This window comes from Pseudomonas sp. PLMAX, from assembly GCF_046042685.1.
In the GTDB taxonomy this organism is placed as follows: Bacteria; Pseudomonadota; Gammaproteobacteria; order Pseudomonadales; family Pseudomonadaceae; genus Aquipseudomonas; species Aquipseudomonas putida_AE.
The window spans coordinates 6017842-6034639 of the sequence record NZ_CP064949.1 but is presented as its reverse complement, the minus strand read 5'-3'; the positions used below and the strand labels follow the sequence as shown (position 1 = coordinate 6034639).

Here is a 16798-nt window from a genome sequence, read left to right as displayed (position 1 = left end):
GTGTACAAGCTCGCTTTCTTTGTACCCGACAGTCATGTCGAAGTGGTCAAGAGCTCCGTATTCACTGCCGGTGGCGGGCGGATCGGCGCTTACGATCACTGCGCCTGGCAGGTGTTGGGCCAGGGCCAGTTTCGTCCACTGGACGGCAGTGCGCCGTTCATTGGCGAGGCCGGGCAGGTCGAGCGGGTCGAGGAATGGAAGGTCGAGCTTGTGGTGGCCGATGAGTTGATTGGCTCGGTGGTGGCGGCTCTGAAACAGAGTCACCCCTATGAGACGCCGGCTTATGAAGTGTGGCGGTTGGAGGATTTCTGATCCTGTGGCTGCCAAATAAAAAACCCGCTGATTCGTCAGCGGGTTTTTTATTGTCTTCATTTTCTGCACCCACAAAAAACCCGGCATGAAAGCCGGGTTTTTTTGGGGCGTCGAGCTTAAGCGGTGAAGGTTTTGCCTTCGAACTGCTCAGCCACGAATTTCCAGTTCACCAGGTTCCAGAACGCTTCGACGTATTTCGGACGCAGGTTGCGGTAGTCGATGTAGTAAGCGTGTTCCCAGACGTCGCAGGTCAGCAGCGGGGTGTCGCCGCTGGTCAGCGGGTTGCCGGCACCGATGGTGCTGGCCAGGCCCAGGGAACCGTCAGCCTTTTTCACCAGCCAGCCCCAGCCGGAGCCGAAGGTGCCGATGGAAGTCTTGCTGAACTCTTCCTTGAACTTGTCGAACGAACCGAAGGCCGCGTTGATGGCCTCAGCCAGCGCGCCGGTTGGTTGACCGCCAGCGTTTGGCGCCAGGCAGTTCCAGTAGAAAGTGTGGTTCCACACTTGAGCGGCGTTGTTGAAGATGCCGCCCGAGGAAGTCTTGACGATTTCTTCCAGGGTCTTGCCTTCGAACTCGGTGCCTGGCACCAGGTTGTTCAGGTTCACGACGTAGGTGTTGTGGTGCTTGTCGTGGTGAAACTCCAGGGTTTCCTTGGAGATGTGCGGCTGCAGGGCATCGTGTGCGTACGGCAGTGGCGGCAATTCGAAAGCCATGATAATTCTCCTAATCAGGTCTGTTGCGGTGAGCGCAAGGCCGATCACGGGCGGCCAAACAAGCGCCGGGGAGTTTGTACTCTTTGCGGCGCAGGGATTCGGATCATAGCACCGGGGTGGCGGCATAACCACGCAACAACTGTGTGGAATAGAGGTTCCAGAGCCGTTTGGAATAATTCAACCAGCGGTGATCAGCTGCAGTGCTACGGCAAACATCATCACGGCCACCAACAGATCAAGAATCCGCCAAGTGCTCGGGCGAGCCAGCCATGGCGCGAGCCACGCCGCACCCAGCGCCAGGGTGAAGAACCACAGCAATGAAGCACTCGCCGCGCCTACCACGTAAGCGCCGGGCTCTGTTTGCTGGGCGCCGAGGGAGCCGATCAGCAAAACGGTGTCCAGATAGACGTGGGGATTGAGCAGGGTCACCGCCAGGGCACTGAGCATTACCGCGCGCAGCGAACGCACGGTCTGGTTTTCACCTTGTTGCAGGCTCTGTTTCGAGCAGGCGCGGCGCAACGCCTGACTGCCGTACCACAACAGAAACGCCGCGCCACCCCAACGGGCGATGGCCAACAGGGTGGGGTTCTGTGCCAGCACCGTCGCCAGGCCAAATACACCGGCGGCCACCAGCAAGGCGTCGCAGGCCACGCAGAGTGCCGCCACCGGCAGGTGATGTTCGCGGCGCAGGCTTTGTGCCAGCACAAACGCATTCTGCGTGCCGATCGCCATGATCAGGCCGAAGGCCACCAACAGCCCGTTCACATAACTTTGCCACATGGCTTTTACTCCGCGTTGGCTGCCAGGTCGCGCAACACTTGCATGGCGCGCTCGGCGTCGGCCTGGCCGACGAACAAATGGTCGTGGTAATAACCGGCGATCACATTGCAGCTGATGCTTGCCTGGCCCAGGGCCGTGGCGAACGCCGCGGTGAGGCCGACAGCTTCGAGGGCCGAATGCACGTTCAGGGTGATCCACGCGGCGACGTAGTCGTAGCTGAAACCGGCCTGTTCAGCCTGGGAACGTTCGAGAATCACGGTCAGGCCTTCCTGCTCGCGAAAGCTGCCGACGATGTCCAGTCCCGCAGGCAACTGGCCGTCACCCAGGGTGCAGAACACGTAGTCGCCGGCGTTGAGTTGCGGGCTCATGCTGCGCAGCAGCGTTGCCAATGAAGTTTCACCAGCCATATCGGTGGTCCTTGTTGGAGAGTTCTTGCTAGCCATTCTCCAGTACGAGCCTGTATAAGAAAAACCAATATTGCTGATCGCTCATTAGGAAAACTGATGTTCGACTATAAATTGCTTTCTGCCCTGGCCGCGGTGGTCGAGCAGGCTGGTTTCGAACGGGCGGCCCAGGTGTTGGGGTTGTCGCAATCGGCCATTTCCCAGCGGATCAAACTGCTCGAGGCGCGGGTCGGTCAACCGGTGCTGGTGCGGGGTACGCCGCCGTCACCGACCGAGATCGGTCGGCGTTTGCTCAACCACGTGCAGCAGGTGCGCCTGCTTGAGCGGGATTTGCAGACGCTGGTGCCGGCGCTGGACGAGGAGGGCCTGCCCGAACGCCTGCGGATCGCCCTGAATGCCGACAGCCTGGCGACCTGGTGGGCCCGGGCGGTAGGGGATTTTTGCGCAGAGCAACACCTGTTGATGGACCTGGTGGTCGAAGACCAGACCGTCGGCCTCAAGCGCATGCGCGCCGGCGAAGTCGCGGCGTGTCTGTGTGCCAGCGAGCGCCCGGTAGCCGGTGCGCGCAGCGTATTGCTCGGCGCCATGCGCTATCGGGCCCTGGCCAGCCCAGCGTTCATTGCGCGACACTTTCCTCACGGCGTGCGTGCCGATCAGTTGGCCCGAACCCCGGCGCTGGTCTTCGGCCCGGACGACTTCCTGCAGCATCGCTACCTGGCGTCCCTGGGCGTCGATGGCGGTTTCGAACACCACCTGTGCCCCTCGTCCGAAGGGTTCATTCGCCTCACCGAGGCCGGACTGGGCTGGGGCCTGGTGCCGGAACTGCAGGTGCGCGAGCAGCTGGAACGCGGCATTTTGCTGGAGTTGTTGCCAGATAAACCGATCGACGTGCCGCTGTACTGGCATCATTGGCGCAATGGCGGTCAGTTGCTGGGGTTGTTGACCGAGCAATTGGTGCAGGCGTCGAGGCAATGTCTAGTGCCCTTCGGGCAGATTTGAGCGCCAAGCTGCAAGCGGCAAGAGAACAACCTGCGCATCATATTTAACTTACAGCTTGAAGCTTGAATCTCGCAGCTGTATCCGAAGGAATACTTCATGAAAATTCTGGTCACCGGCGCAAGCGGCTTCATTGGCGGGCGCTTTGCGCGATTCGCCCTGGAGCAGGGCCTGGACGTGCGGGTCAACGGTCGCCGGGCCGAAAGTGTCGAGCACCTGGTGCGCCGTGGCGCCGAGTTCGTCCAGGGCGACTTGAGCGATCCGATCCTGGCCCACGACCTGTGTTCCGGGGTTGAGGCCGTGGTGCATTGCGCCGGTGCCGTTGGATTGTGGGGGCGTTATCAGGACTTTCACCTGGGCAACGTCCAGGTCACCGAAAACGTGGTCGAAGCCTGCCTGAAGCAGCGGGTGCGGCGCCTGGTGCATCTGTCGTCGCCGTCGATCTATTTCGATGGCCGCGATCACCTGGGGCTGACCGAAGAACAAGTGCCCAAACGCTTCAAGCACCCGTACGCGGCGACCAAGTACCTGGCTGAGCAGAAAGTCTTCGGTGCCCAGGAGTTTGGCCTGGAAACCCTGGCGCTGCGTCCGCGTTTCGTCACCGGTGCCGGTGACATGAGCATCTTCCCGCGGCTGCTGAACATGCAGCGCAAGGGGCGCCTGGCGATCATCGGCAACGGCTTGAACAAGGTCGATTTCACCAGTGTGCAAAACCTCAATGAAGCCTTGCTCAGCAGTTTGCTGGCCAGCGGTTCAGCCCTGGGCAAGGTGTACAACATCAGCAACGGAACGCCGATCCCGTTGTGGGACGTGGTCAATTACGTCATGCGCAGGATGGAAGTCCCACAGGTGACGCGCTACCGTTCCTACGGCCTGGGCTACAGCGTCGCGGCGCTCAACGAGGGGTTCTGCAAGCTGTGGCCGGGACGTCCCGAACCGACCCTGTCGCGCCTGGGCATGCAGGTCATGAAGAAGAATTTCACCCTGGATATCAGCCGCGCCCGGCATTATCTGGACTACGACCCCAAGGTCAGTCTCTGGACGGCGCTCGATGAATTCTGCGCCTGGTGGAAGGCCCAGGACCTTCGCTGATACCTGCCGCACTGAACCGAGGTTCGGGTCCGGGGTCAATCGATGCGCCCATGGGGGGTTATACTGCGCCGCATCAAGCCATCACCGTGTTTCACAAAGGTTGACTCAATGTCCATGCGTAACGATGCCCACGATGACTTCGACGATGTACCGAGCCTGCGTGCAGACATCCTCGATGACGATGATTACCCGAAGACCACCCGCACCACCGTGCATTCGCGCACACCGCCCGCGGTCAGGGTCAAGGCGGCGAGCACAGGGCCGTTGTGGGCCCTGGTCGGCGCCTTGTTCTTTGCCTTCGCGGGCCTTGCCTGGTGGAGCTTCCAGCAGATTTCGCTGATGGAGCAACAGCTGGTGGCGACCCAGGAAAGCTTTGCGCGTATCAGTGAAGAAGCGGCGGGGCGCCTGCAGGATATTTCCGGCAAGGTGGTCGCCAGCCAGACTAACGTCACCAGCGACAGCGAAGCGCTGAAACTGCAAATCAAACAGCTGGAAAACCAGTTGCAGGACCAGGGCAAACAACAGCTGGGCGTCGCCGGCCAGGCCTCGGACCTGGACAAGCGCCTGGCGCAGATGACCGCGCAAACCAGCGAGCTCGACAAGCGCCTGGCCCAGATGAGCGCCCAGTACACCGAGCAGCAGAATGCCGATACGCAATTGCAGGCGCAGGTCAAAGCCTTGAGCGCTGAACTGACCACCCTGAAGGACACCCCGGCGGACACCGAAAAATTCGATGCGCAGCTTAAAAGCCTGGGGGCTGACATCACGGCGCTGAAGAAACAGGGCAATCCAGGCGCCGCCATCGACCGTCTGGAGCAGGACATCGTTGTCCTCAAAAGCCAGCAGGACAACCGTTCGGGCGCTTCTCAAAGCGCCAACCTGGCGGAGTTCGATGCGTTCCGCAGCCAGGTCACCCGGACCATCAACTCCCTGCAAGCGCAGATCCAGTACCTGCAGCAGCAGTTGCGCACTCGCCAGTAAGCCCTGGTTCATTCCCGGTTCGCCGGGAATGAATCCCTCCCGCACCCACGCCATTGCCGTCTACGCTCTTGAAACACCAAAAAAGAACGAGGGACGCGCCATGGGAGTTGTGCACAAGTTGGCCTGGTTATGCGGCATGCTGCTGATGTGCCTGGGCCAGGTTCAAGCGGCTGAGACGGAAAAGGCTGACAGCCAGGCCGCCATCGCCTTGCTGGAAAAGGCCCTGGCCTACTACCACGACAATGGCGACAAGGCCTTCGCCGCGTTCAGCCGCCAGGGCGAGTTCGTCGATCAGGACCGGTATGTCTTCGTGGTCGATACCCAGGGTGTGATGCTCGCCAGCGGCGGGCCCTCGGCGGCGCTGATTGGCCGCGATGTGTCGGATGTGCTCGGGCCGGATCTGCAGAAGGCCTTCAAGGAGGCGCTGAAAACGCCCGAGGGCAATGGCATCCAGCAAGCGGAATACCGTTGGCAGAACTGGTCCGACGGCAAGGTCGAGCGCAAGCATGTCTACTATCAGCGCGTCGGCCAGCGCATTCTCGCGGTCGGCTACTACCTGCCCCGGGCCTCGGCGGAACAGGCCATGGCCTTGCTGAACAAGGCGGCGACCGACCTGGCCAAGGACGAGAAGGGCACCCTGGCGGCGATCAACTCCCTGAAGGGCGGATATCTGCAGGATGACCTGTATGTCTTTGTCGTCGACATCAATACCGGGCGCTACGTGGCCCATGGCACTAACCTGCGATTGATCAACACTGATTTCAGCATGATCAAGGATCCGGATGGCAAGCCGGTGGGTGAACCGATGCTGGCGTTGATCGCGAAACAGGATTACGGCGAGTATGAGTACCGCTGGAAAAACCCGGTGACCGGGAAGGTCGAGAACAAGCATGCCTACCTGAAAAAGGTCGGGCATTTCCTGGTGGCTGTGGGGTATTACAGCCCTTGAGATCGCAGACCTGTAGGAGCCCGGCTTGCCGGCGAACAACGATAACGCGGTATTACAGACACACCGCAGCGTCTGGTTCGCCGGCAAGCCGGGCTCCTACAGGACTTTATCCTCGCGTCCGCGCAACAACATGTTCGGCATGGCGATCGCCGCCGCCAGCCCCAGCAGCGATACCGACGCGCTGATCATCAGCAAATGCCGGAACGTCAGCAGCAATTCAGCGCGCAAGGCATTTTGTGCCTCCCCCGGCGTGGCGTTCAGGCCGTCCAGCAAAACATTCCCCGAATGACCCTCGGCCAGCAGCGAAGCGCCGGCCAGATGGGCGAAGCTCGAATCTTGCAGCAACGCCAGCAACAGCGCCGACATCAAGGCCACGCCCACCGCACCGCCCAATGAGCGGAACAGGTTGGTGGTGCTGGTGGCGACGCCGATGTCCCGCTGTTGCACCGAGTTCTGCGTGCCGACCAGCGAGGTGGGAAACTGCATGCCCGAGGCGATCCCGCAGAGCAGCATGAACAGGCTGCTCAACCAGAAGGCCTGGGGCGGGCTGAACGCCATGCCCAGAATCGACAGCGGCATGAGCAGGGCACCGCCCAGGATCATCGGCTTGTAGCGACCGGTGATGGAGGTACGGCGGCCGGCGAAATAAGCGCCGATCGGCAAGCCTATGGCCAGCGGCAGCAGGTGCAGGGCGGCGGCGTCTGCACCGGCACCGGTGACACTCTGGAACCGCAATGGCATCAGCACGATCATCGAGATGGCCTGGAAGCTGGTGAAGAAAATCGTGCACCAGCACAGGATGGCATTGCGGTTGGCGAAGAGGTGCATGGGCAACAATGGCTCCGCCGCCCGTCGTTCATGCAGCACGAACAAGCCCAGCACGGCCGCCGCGCAAGCCAGCAATCCCAATACTTCGACACTGCGCCAGGAATGGCCCTGGCCGAATTCGGTAATGCCCAGCAACAAGGCTGTCAGCCCGATGATCATCAACAGCGTGCCGAGGTAATCGATCACCGGCTTGCGTTGCGGAATCGGCAAGCCCACCAGCGTGCGATTGGCCACCAGCCACGCGCCCAGGCCCAGCGGCAGATTGATCAGGAATACCCAGCGCCAGGACAGGTATTCGGTCATGTACCCGCCCAGCACCGGGCCGGCGACGCTGGCCACTGCATACATGCTGCTGAAGTAGCCCTGATAGCGGCCACGCTCGCGGGGCGGCACGATGTCACCGATGATCGCCTGGCTGACCGAGATCATGCCACCGGCACCGATACCCTGGAGAATCCGCGCAAGCACCAGCTGCTCCATGCTCTGGGCCATGCCGCAGAACACTGACGCCAGGGTGAACAGGCCCATGCCGAACAGCATCAGTTTGCGCCGGCCGTACAGGTCGCCCAGTTTGCCGTAGATCGGCACCGCCACCGTCATCGCCACCATGTAGCCGGAAATCACCCAGGCCAGCAGGCTGACGTCCTTGAACTGCGCGGAAATGGCCGGCATCGACACGGCAACGATGGTCTGGTCAAGCGCACCGAGGAAAATTGCCAGCATCAGCGCGATCAGCACGCTGCGTATGGCCGGTTTGGGCAAGTCAGGCTGGTGGAGAGTGGTCACGGGTAAACCTGCGGCAGTGATTTCACCCGCCAGAGGCAAGGCGAGCGGGATGCTCGCCAGTTTAAGTCGATAGCAAGCTATTCGATAGCCTCATAGGGAAGACCGACGTAATTTTCCGCGATGGTCTTGCGACCCGCTTCGGAATCGACAAAGTAGTCCAGCTCCGATTCGGCAATGCGCTGGCTGAAGGCGTCGTGATCGTCGAAGCGGTGCAGCATCGAGGTCATCCACCAGGAAAACCGCTCGGCTTTCCACACCCGGCGCAGGCAGACCTCGGAGTATTTCTCCAGCAGATCGACACGGCCTTCGCGATAGACCTTGAGCAGGATATTGAACAGCGTGCTGACATCGCTGGCCGCCAGGTTCAGGCCCTTGGCCCCGGTGGGCGGGACAATGTGCGCTGCGTCGCCGACGAGGAACATGCGCCCGTACTGCATCGGTTCGACCACGAAACTGCGCAACGGCGCGATGCTCTTCTCGATGGACGGACCGGTCACCAGCTTGTCCGCCAACGCTTGCGGCAGGCGGGTCTTGAGTTCATCCCAGAAGCGTTGGTCGGACCAGGCCTCGACCTTTTCGTCCGCCGGTACTTGCAGGTAATAACGGGTGCGGGTTGCCGAACGCATGCTGCACAAGGCAAAACCGCGCTCGTGGCGGGCGTACACCAGCTCTTCATGGACAGGCGGGGTATCGGCCAGGATCCCCAGCCAGCCGAACGGGTAGACCCGTTCGAAGACCTTCAGGCATTCGGCGGGAATCGATTGGCGCGCCACGCCATGGAAGCCGTCGCAACCGGCAATGTAGTCACAATCGAGACGCCAGCTTTCGCCGTCCTTTTCGAAGGTCACGAACGCTTCATCGGTTTTCATGCCGTGGGGAACGACATTGGCGGCCTGGTAAATCGTCTGTGCACCGGCGACCTGACGAGCGGCCATCAGGTCGCGGGTGACTTCGGTCTGACCGTAGATCATCACCGTTTTGCCACCGGTCAGGGCCTGCATATCGATGTGCACCTGACGGCCATCCAGCGCCAGTTCGAAGCCACCGTGGACCAGCCCTTCGGCGTCCATGCGCTGACTCACACCGGCCTGGCGCAACAGCTCTACCATGCCTTGTTCGAGTACCCCGGCACGGATTCGCCCGAGCACGTAGTCCGGAGCCTGACGCTCGACAATGACGGTGTCGATGCCGGCGTTGTGCAACAACTGACCGAGGAGCAAACCGGACGGACCGGCACCAATAATGGCAACTTGGGTTTTTAGCGTTTTCATTGTTTTTATGACTCGCAAGCTACACGCGACGGGGGTCGGTGAATGATTTTTATGGATCGAGTGCTTGCATTTTTCCCTTGCGGGTCTGTCAATTGAAGGTGAAAACTGAGCGGATAGCTGTACATTCTGCCAATCGGTGCGATTATCGCCCGTCGTCCATTCCGAAACCTGGATTGAAGTGATGAACAAGCCTGACCTGCCTTCGATTCCGGTGTTCAAGCTCTACGGGGAAAGCCTGGATTGGCCGACTCCGGACTTGCTGCACTGTGAAACCATTTCCAAACGCAGTCGCGAACATCAATGGGAAATCAAACCCCACCGTCACGCCGATTTATGTCAGTTGCTCTTCGTATTCAAAGGTCAGGCAGAGCTTGAAATCGAAGGCAAACGTACGCAACTGACTGAAGCGGCGATCCAGATCCTGCCGCCGCTGTCGGTGCATGGCTTCCGCTTCAGTGAAGATGTCGAGGGCTTCGTGGTGACCCTCGCGGCGCCGCTGATCACGCATCTTCAGGGGCAACTGGGGCATTCGGTGAATGCCCTGGCCCAGGCCGAGAGCTACCCGGCGGGACAGGACTCCGAGTACTTGAACAGTCTGTTTTGCGCGTTGCAGAACGAATACACCAGCCATCAACCGGCGCGGGAAATGCTCATGCATTCGCTGGTCAGCGTGATCATGGTGTGGGTCAGCCGCCAGGTGATCCAGCGCCGGTCGGCCAGTCAACGACCGCAGCGGGCGCGGGAATACCTCAATGGCTACATCCAGCTGGTGGAGGAGACCTATCGCCAGCACGTCAAGGTCGAGGACCTGGCCCATCGCCTGGGGATTTCGGTTTCGCACCTCAATGGCACCTGCCGTGAGCTGGCGGGGCAACCGGCGTTGCAGATCATGCACGAACGGCAATTGCTGGAGGCCAAGCGCCTGCTGACGTACACCAGCATGACCATCTATGAAATGTCCGACGTGTTGGGGTTCTCTGATCCGACCAACTTCACGCGCCTGTTCCGACGCCGGGTGGGAATCTCGCCAAAGGCGTTCCGCGACCGCTTGAAGGCCGATCAGGACAACGAGGCCTGACTCTCTGGTTACCGCAGGGCGTTAAGGGTCGCGTTGTGGGGAATGCAGCGCTCGAAATTGCAGCTGGCGTATTCCCGGGGCAGGTTGCGCAGCTGCTCGACGCGCCAGGCGGCGGCGCCATACAGGCCGAGCGTGACCGCGCAGGTGATGAAGATGGCGAGGTACCTTCTTGTTTTGATGTTCATGGCGTAGACCTCTGAACGAATACCCTTGGGTATTACCTTGAGCATAGGTCAGGGGCGGGGAGTTGCCAGCAATAGCGCCGTATTCAGAACACTGATGAACCCCCTGTGGGAGCGGGCTTGCTCGCGAAAGCGGTCATTCATGCGCAAAATTTGCGTCGGATGTACCGACCTCTTCGCGAGCAAGCCCGCTCGCACATTTCGGACCGGTTACAGGCCAACATCCCACTCCGGTTCTTCGGGAAACCTCGCCACCAGAAAATCCAGCAAGCTGCGCAGCGCCGCCGGCATGTGCTTGCGTGAGGCATACACCGCGTACACGTTCATCTGCCTTGGCTCGGCCTGGGGCAGCAGACGGACCAGCTCACCGCTGTGGATGTGCACGCCGGCCTGATAGGTGGGCAACATGGCCACGCCGGCGCCGGCCAGGGTGGCGCGCAGCAGGGTACTGGCTTCGTTGGCGCTGATGTTGCCTTGCACGGGCACCGAAACCTGTTCTCCCCCGAATTCAAAGTGCCACAAGCTTTTGCCGAAGTACGAGTGCGTCAGGCAATTGTGCTGGCTCAGGTCCTCGATCCGCTGGGGTGCCGGGTGTTCGCGCAGGTAGGCGGGAGCGGCGCAGATCAGCGAGCGACATACCGTCAACCGACGGGCGATCAGGTTCGGGTCCAGGTCATTGCTGGTGCGAATCGCCAGGTCGATGCGCTCATCCACCAGGTTCACCGTGCGATCGAGCATCTGCATGTCGATGCTGACACCCGGGTAGCGCTTGACGTAGGCCGCCATGGCATCGGCCAGTTGCGCCTGGCCGAACGAAGTGCTGACGCTGATGCGCAGCAGGCCACGGGGTGCATCGTCCGATACGCTGACGGCGGCCTGCATGTCCGTGGACAGGTCGAGCATCTGCCGGCAGCGGGGAAGTATTTCGCTGCCGGCGGCGGTCAGGCTCAATTTGCGCGTGGTGCGGTGCATCAGGCGTGCGCCGACCCAGTCTTCCAGTTCCGCCAGATAGCGCGAAACCACCGGCCTTGAAAGCTCCAGATGATCGGCCGCAGCCGACTGGCTGCCGAGATCGACCACTGTGACGAACACCCTCATTGCTTGCAGACGATCCATGATTTGCCCGATTTCAGAAACAAACTATGTTCAAGCATCGCATTTTTTGTACTGAACCAGGCAATTAAGCTCTGTTATCGGCCAACCTTGGCCATCAAACAACGGAGCAACAGATGATCGGTTTCACCACCCTGAAGCGCATTTTGCTGGCGACCACTGCCCTCGGTTTTGCCACACACGCAGCCGCGTCGACACTGACCCTGGATGTGTACAACCCCGGCGAAAAAGCGATTTTCCCGGTGACTTCGGTGCTGGTCAGCGGCGAGAAGGAGGCGATCCTGGTGGACGCCCAGTTCGGCAAATCCCAGGCCGAACAGGTGGTGGAAAAAATCCGCGCCAGCGGCAAGCAACTGACCACCATCTACATCAGCCACGGCGACCCGGACTACTACTTCGGCCTCGATACCCTGACCGCTGCATTCCCCAAGGCCAAAGTGCTCGCATCGCAGCCGACCGTTGATCACATCAAGCAAACCGTCGACGGCAAATTGGCGTTCTGGGGCCCGAAAATGGGCGCCGATGTGCCGGCCAGAACCGTCGTGCCGGATGTGCTCAAGGGCGACAGCCTGATGCTCGAAGGGCAGAAACTGCAGGTGGTCGGTCTTGCGGGCAAGCAACCGGATCGCAGTTTCGTGTGGATTCCATCGATCAAGGCCGTGGTCGGTGGCGTGGTCGTGGCAGAGAACATCCATGTGTGGATGGCCGACACCCAGACCCCGCAGTCCCACGCCGACTGGTTGGCGACGCTGCACTCGATCGAAAGCCTGAAGCCGAAAACCATCGTGCCGGGTCACTACCTCGGCGACATCGCCCGTTCCCTGGCCGGCGTGCAGTTCACCGCTGATTACATCAAGGCCTTCGACGAAGAAACTGCGAAGGCCAAGGATTCGGCGGCCCTGATTGCAGCGATGAAAAAGCGCTACCCGGCATTGGGTGAGGAAAGCTCCCTGGAGCTGAGCGCCAAGGTCGCCAAGGGCGAAATGAAGTGGTAACCCGCGGTACCTTGTAGGAGCTGCCGCAGGCTGCGATCTTTGATCTTGTTTTTTTAAAAGCAAAGTCAAAGATCGCAGCCTGCGGCAGCTCCTACAGGGGAGGTCAGCGACTTTGGGCCTGTTCTACCAACCATCCCATCAATTCACGCAACTTCGCTGAAGGTCCGGGTTTTTCCGGGAACACCAGGTAATACGCCAGCCCGGTTTTCACCTTCAATTCGAAAGGCATGACCAGCCGCCCGGCATTCAGGTCGTCGCCGATCAGCGACCAGTCACCGATCGCCACGCCTGTCCCCTGGGACGCCATCGACATCGCCAGGTCCAGGGTTTCGAAATGCTGGCCCTTGCCGACATTGCTCAACTGTACGTCCGCGGCTTTCAACCAGGCCTTCCAGTCCCGTTCGTCGCGGGTGGGGTGCAGCAGCAGGTGTTGTTGCAGATCGGTCGGTGACTGCAGGGCCAGGGGGCCTTCGAGCATGGGCCGCGAACACACCGGTGTCAGTTGCTCGTCGAAGAGTTTTTGCGCCACCAGCGAGTCGTCCGGCGACGCGCCATACATCACCGCTGCGTCGAATTGTTCGAGATGAAAATCCACCCCGTGCTTGACCGTGGTGGTCAGCTCGACCGGCACGTCCGGGCGTTCTTTTTGCCACTGCAACAGCCGTGGCAACAGCCAGCGCATGACACAGGTCGGGGCCTTGAGTTGCAGGGTTTCGCGCTTCTCGCCGATCTGCTCAACGGCTTCGTCGATCAGGCCGAAAATCTGCTGGACCCGTGGCAACCACTCGCGTCCCTCGGCGGTCAGGTCCAGGCCTCGGGCCTGGCGAATGAACAGTTCATAACCCAGGTGATCTTCCAGCCCGGCGATCTGCCTGCTCACAGCGCCCTGGGTGATGTGCAGTTGCTCGGCGGCCCGGGTGAAGTTGCAGCACTGCGCGGTAATCAGAAAAGTGTGCAGCGCCGGCAGGGGAGGCAATCGTTTCATTGGGATCCAAGGTATGACGTGAGGACATGGCTAGTATGACTTTTTATCCATTGTTGCGGCTACGTGTCGCCCGTTCCAATGAGGCCATCCCTGGACCTGCCAATCCATCATAAACACTGCGCAGGCCCGGCGTCTCAAACGAACAAGAAGGGCAATCACATGGCGACGTGCGGCGAAGTATTGGTCAAGTTACTCGAAGGTTACGGGGTCGAGCAGGTGTTCGGCATTCCCGGGGTGCATACCGTGGAGCTGTATCGCGGGCTGGCCCGTTCGAGCATCAACCACGTCACCCCGCGTCACGAACAGGGCGCCGGCTTCATGGCCGACGGCTATGCCCGCACCAGCGGCAAGCCGGGTGTGTGCTTCATCATTACCGGCCCTGGCATGACCAACATCACCACGGCGATGGGCCAGGCCTATGCCGACTCGATCCCGATGCTGGTGATCTCCAGCGTACAGACCCGCAACCAGTTGGGCGGTGGTCGCGGCAAACTCCATGAGCTGCCGAACCAGAGCGCACTGGTCGGTGGCGTGGCGGCGTTCTCCCATACCCTGATGTCGGCGTCGGAATTGCCGGGGGTTTTGGCCCGTGCCTTCGCGCTGTTCCAGGCCGGTCGCCCGCGTCCGGTGCACATCGAAATTCCGCTGGACGTGCTGGTTGAAGAAGCCGACGACCTGCTCGCCAGCCTGCCGGTACAGATCGACCGCGCCGGCGCTTCGCCGTCCGCCGTTTCGCGCATGACCGATCTGTTGGCGGGTGCCAAGCGGCCGTTGATCCTCGCCGGTGGCGGTGCCATCGATGCCGCCGCCGAGCTGACCGAACTGGCTGAGCTGCTGGACGCGCCCGTCGCGCTGACCATCAACGCCAAGGGCATGCTGCACTCCGCTCACCCGTTGCTGATCGGTTCGACCCAGAGTCTGGTCGCCACTCGCGCACTGGTCGCCGAGGCCGATGTGGTCCTGGCCATCGGTACCGAACTGGCCGAGACCGACTACGATGTCACCTTCGCCGGTGGTTTCGAGATCCCTGGCAAGCTGCTGCGCATCGATATCGATCCAGACCAGACCGTACGCAACTACCCGCCACACGTGGCTCTGGTCGCCGACTCGCGCAACGCCGCCCAGGCCTTGCTCAGCGCCCTGTCGCACAAGCCGCTGGCCGAACGTCGCAACGATTGGGGCCAGGTGCGCGCCGCCCGCTTGCGTGAAGAATTGGCCGCAACCTGGGATGCACCGACCCTGGCCCAGACCCGCTTCCTGGAAACCGTCCTGCACGAACTGCCGAACGCGGTATTCGTCGGCGATTCGACCCAACCGGTGTACACCGGCAACCTGACGTTCAACCCCGAGCGCCCGCGTCGCTGGTTCAACTCGTCGACCGGTTACGGCACCCTGGGTTACGCCTTGCCGGCGGCGATTGGCGCCTGGTTGGGCGGCACCGTCGAAGGCGGCGCACGTCCTCCAGTGGTGTGCCTGATCGGCGACGGCGGCCTGCAATTCACCCTGCCGGAACTGGCCAGCGCCGTGGAAGCGCGCACCCCGGTGATCGTGCTGCTGTGGAATAACCAGGGCTACGAAGAGATCAAGAAGTACATGGTCAACCGGGATATCGAACCGGTCGGCGTGGACATCTACACCCCGGACTTCATCGGTGTGGCCAAGGCCCTGGGTTGCGCGGCCGAGGCGGTCAATGGCGTCGAACAACTGCGTACGGCATTGCGTGTCGCCACCGATCGCCAGGGGCCGACGCTGATTGAAATCGATCAGGCCGAGTGGACCAAGGCGGTGTCGAAATGAGTTTTCCAACCACCCTGGATGGCCTGTACATCAACGGCCAATGGTCGGCGGGCGACGAACACTTGCGCGTGATCAACCCGGCCACCGAAGCGCTGTTGACCACGGTGAATGGCGGTGACGAACGCGCCGTAGACCTGGCCGTGGGCGCGGCAAGCAAGGCCTTCGCCGCCTGGTCGCAAACCAGCGGTGCCGAGCGCGGTGCGATCCTGCGAGCGATTGCGGCAGGTGTGCAGGCCGGTCGCGAAAAACTCATGCATTTGCAGTCGAGCAACAACGGCAAGCCATTGTTCGAAGCGGCCATCGACGTCGATGACGTGATCGCCACGTTCGAGTATTACGCAGGTCTGGCCGAAGGGCTGGACGCGAAACAGGACAGCCCGGTCGAACTGCCGACTGACGACTTCAGTGCGCGCCTGCGCCGCGAGCCGTGCGGTGTGGTCGGCCTGATCGTGCCGTGGAACTTCCCGATGGTCACCACCGCGTGGAAGCTCGCTCCGGCCCTGGCCGCCGGTTGCTGTGTAGTGCTCAAGCCATCTGAAGTGACGCCGCTGCCGGAGCTGGAACTGGCGACCATCATTGCCCAGGCCGGCTTGCCTGCCGGTGTGTTCAACCTGGTGTGCGGCACCGGCCTGGCCGTTGGCGCACCGCTGTCGGCGGACCCGCGTATCGCCAAGGTATCGTTCACCGGCAGCAACGCGGTCGGCGTGCAGGTCATGCAGCGTGCCGCGGAAACCGTCAAAGGCGTGAGCCTGGAACTGGGCGGTAAATCCTCCTTGCTGGTGCTGGCCGATGCCGACCTCGACCTGGCGGTGGACGTGGCCTGCGGTGGCGGTTTCTTCAACGCCGGGCAGATGTGCTCCGCCACCAGCCGCGTGTTGGTTGCCGATGAACTGGCCGATGAATTCCTCACCCGGGTGAAGGCCCGCGCCGAAGCCATTCGCGTGGCCGACCCGTTCGACCCGAACGTGGAAATGGGCGCGCTGGTCAATCAGGCGCAATACCAGCGCGTGCTCGGCCACATCGATCGTGGTTTGAGTGCGGGCGCCAAGCTGGTTTGCGGCGGTAATCGTCCGGCGGATCTGCCGCGCGGGTATTTTTTGCAGCCGACGGTTTTCACCGACGTGCCCCTCGACAGTGCGCTGTGGTGTGAAGAGATTTTCGGCCCGGTGATCTGCGTGCGCCGTTTCGCCTCGGAGGCCGAAGCGATTGCCCTGGCCAACGACAGCCAGTTCGGCCTGGTCGCCAGCGTGGTCACGCGCAATGCCGAGGCGGCGGACCGCGTCGCCAACGCTTTGCAGGCGGGGCTTGTGTGGATCAACGCGCCGCAAGTGATCTTCCCGCAGACCGCCTGGGGTGGCTACAAGCAGAGCAGCATCGGCCGTGAATTGGGGCCGTGGGGCTTGCAGGCTTTCCAGGAAATCAAACACGTGATTCGCGCCGTCTGATGGCACGAAAACGGTGAACGCATGCCTCATGGCGAGGCATGCGTCGGCGTCATGGCTTCGATGATTTTTTATCGATAGTCAGGTGTTTTGC

The 16798-nt window shown here is 61.5% G+C and carries 17 protein-coding genes; 9 read left to right on the top strand and 8 right to left on the bottom strand.

Going from position 1 to position 16798, the window contains the following annotated elements:
* A complete protein-coding gene (locus DKB71_RS27490; RefSeq protein WP_408598666.1) occupies nt 1–312 on the top strand; it encodes an NGG1p interacting factor NIF3 in 312 nt (103 codons plus the stop codon).
* 116 nt (nt 313–428) lie between these two features.
* Here DKB71_RS27490 and DKB71_RS27485 read toward each other — a convergent pair whose 3' ends face one another.
* The 3 genes from DKB71_RS27485 to DKB71_RS27475 form a co-directional block, all read right to left on the bottom strand.
* Nucleotides 429–1025, bottom strand: coding sequence for a superoxide dismutase (locus DKB71_RS27485; protein ID WP_274074306.1), 597 nt, complete (start codon nt 1023–1025; stop codon nt 429–431).
* Between the two features lie 177 nt (nt 1026–1202).
* The gene (locus tag DKB71_RS27480) at nt 1203–1805 is read right to left on the bottom strand and encodes a LysE/ArgO family amino acid transporter (RefSeq protein WP_274074307.1); all 603 of its coding nucleotides are present in this window, start codon (nt 1803–1805) and stop codon (nt 1203–1205) included.
* Between the two features lie 5 nt (nt 1806–1810).
* Nucleotides 1811–2212 (bottom strand): ACT domain-containing protein, encoded by a 402-nt coding sequence (locus DKB71_RS27475; RefSeq protein WP_274074308.1) that lies wholly within the window; start codon nt 2210–2212, stop codon nt 1811–1813.
* 96 nt (nt 2213–2308) lie between these two features.
* On the opposite strand from DKB71_RS27475, the gene DKB71_RS27470 reads away from it, so the two are divergent.
* From DKB71_RS27470 to DKB71_RS27455, 4 genes are all read left to right on the top strand, one after another.
* Nucleotides 2309–3208 carry a LysR family transcriptional regulator ArgP gene (locus DKB71_RS27470; protein ID WP_274074309.1) on the top strand — a complete coding sequence of 300 codons (900 nt, stop codon included), beginning with the start codon at nt 2309–2311 and terminating at the stop codon, nt 3206–3208.
* 96 nt (nt 3209–3304) lie between these two features.
* Entirely contained in the window at nt 3305–4297 is a 993-nt protein-coding gene (locus DKB71_RS27465) for an NAD-dependent epimerase/dehydratase family protein (RefSeq protein WP_323626992.1), read from the top strand.
* 108 nt (nt 4298–4405) lie between these two features.
* Complete coding sequence (locus DKB71_RS27460; RefSeq protein ID WP_323626991.1) at nt 4406–5278, top strand: ATPase; 873 nt, start codon at nt 4406–4408, stop codon at nt 5276–5278.
* Between the two features lie 100 nt (nt 5279–5378).
* The gene (locus DKB71_RS27455) at nt 5379–6227 is read left to right on the top strand and encodes a cache domain-containing protein (protein ID WP_274074383.1); all 849 of its coding nucleotides are present in this window, start codon (nt 5379–5381) and stop codon (nt 6225–6227) included.
* Nucleotides 6228–6323: 96 nt separating this feature from the next.
* Here the strand turns inward: DKB71_RS27455 and DKB71_RS27450 are convergent, their stop codons facing one another.
* Both DKB71_RS27450 and pobA read right to left on the bottom strand, forming a co-directional pair.
* Nucleotides 6324–7841, bottom strand: a complete 1518-nt coding sequence (locus tag DKB71_RS27450; RefSeq protein ID WP_408598662.1) for an MDR family MFS transporter — start codon at nt 7839–7841, stop codon at nt 6324–6326.
* Nucleotides 7842–7918: 77 nt separating this feature from the next.
* Nucleotides 7919–9112 carry a 4-hydroxybenzoate 3-monooxygenase gene (gene pobA / locus DKB71_RS27445; protein ID WP_408598660.1) on the bottom strand — a complete coding sequence of 398 codons (1194 nt, stop codon included), beginning with the start codon at nt 9110–9112 and terminating at the stop codon, nt 7919–7921.
* A 181-nt stretch (nt 9113–9293) separates the two neighbouring features.
* Between pobA and DKB71_RS27440 the strand changes: the two genes are divergently transcribed.
* Nucleotides 9294–10190: a helix-turn-helix domain-containing protein gene (locus DKB71_RS27440; protein WP_408598658.1), complete on the top strand. Its 897-nt coding sequence runs from the start codon at nt 9294–9296 to the stop codon at nt 10188–10190.
* Between the two features lie 8 nt (nt 10191–10198).
* Here the strand turns inward: DKB71_RS27440 and DKB71_RS27435 are convergent, their stop codons facing one another.
* Both DKB71_RS27435 and DKB71_RS27430 read right to left on the bottom strand, forming a co-directional pair.
* Nucleotides 10199–10375: a hypothetical protein gene (locus tag DKB71_RS27435; RefSeq protein WP_162837843.1), complete on the bottom strand. Its 177-nt coding sequence runs from the start codon at nt 10373–10375 to the stop codon at nt 10199–10201.
* A gap of 207 nt (nt 10376–10582) precedes the next feature.
* A complete protein-coding gene (locus DKB71_RS27430; RefSeq protein WP_408598656.1) occupies nt 10583–11488 on the bottom strand; it encodes a LysR family transcriptional regulator in 906 nt (301 codons plus the stop codon).
* Nucleotides 11489–11601: 113 nt separating this feature from the next.
* Here DKB71_RS27430 and DKB71_RS27425 point away from each other — a divergent pair, with 113 nt between their 5' ends.
* Nucleotides 11602–12480, top strand: a complete 879-nt coding sequence (locus tag DKB71_RS27425) for an MBL fold metallo-hydrolase (RefSeq protein ID WP_408598654.1) — start codon at nt 11602–11604, stop codon at nt 12478–12480.
* 103 nt (nt 12481–12583) lie between these two features.
* Here DKB71_RS27425 and DKB71_RS27420 read toward each other — a convergent pair whose 3' ends face one another.
* Complete coding sequence (locus DKB71_RS27420; RefSeq protein ID WP_323626987.1) at nt 12584–13465, bottom strand: LysR substrate-binding domain-containing protein; 882 nt, start codon at nt 13463–13465, stop codon at nt 12584–12586.
* A 159-nt stretch (nt 13466–13624) separates the two neighbouring features.
* Between DKB71_RS27420 and DKB71_RS27415 the strand changes: the two genes are divergently transcribed.
* Nucleotides 13625–15262, top strand: coding sequence for a 5-guanidino-2-oxopentanoate decarboxylase (locus tag DKB71_RS27415; protein WP_408598651.1), 1638 nt, complete (start codon nt 13625–13627; stop codon nt 15260–15262).
* Nucleotides 15259–16707: an aldehyde dehydrogenase family protein gene (locus DKB71_RS27410; RefSeq protein WP_408598649.1), complete on the top strand. Its 1449-nt coding sequence runs from the start codon at nt 15259–15261 to the stop codon at nt 16705–16707. The genes DKB71_RS27415 and DKB71_RS27410 overlap by 4 nt, the downstream gene beginning before the upstream one ends.
* The last annotated feature ends 91 nt before the right edge of the window (nt 16708–16798 follow it).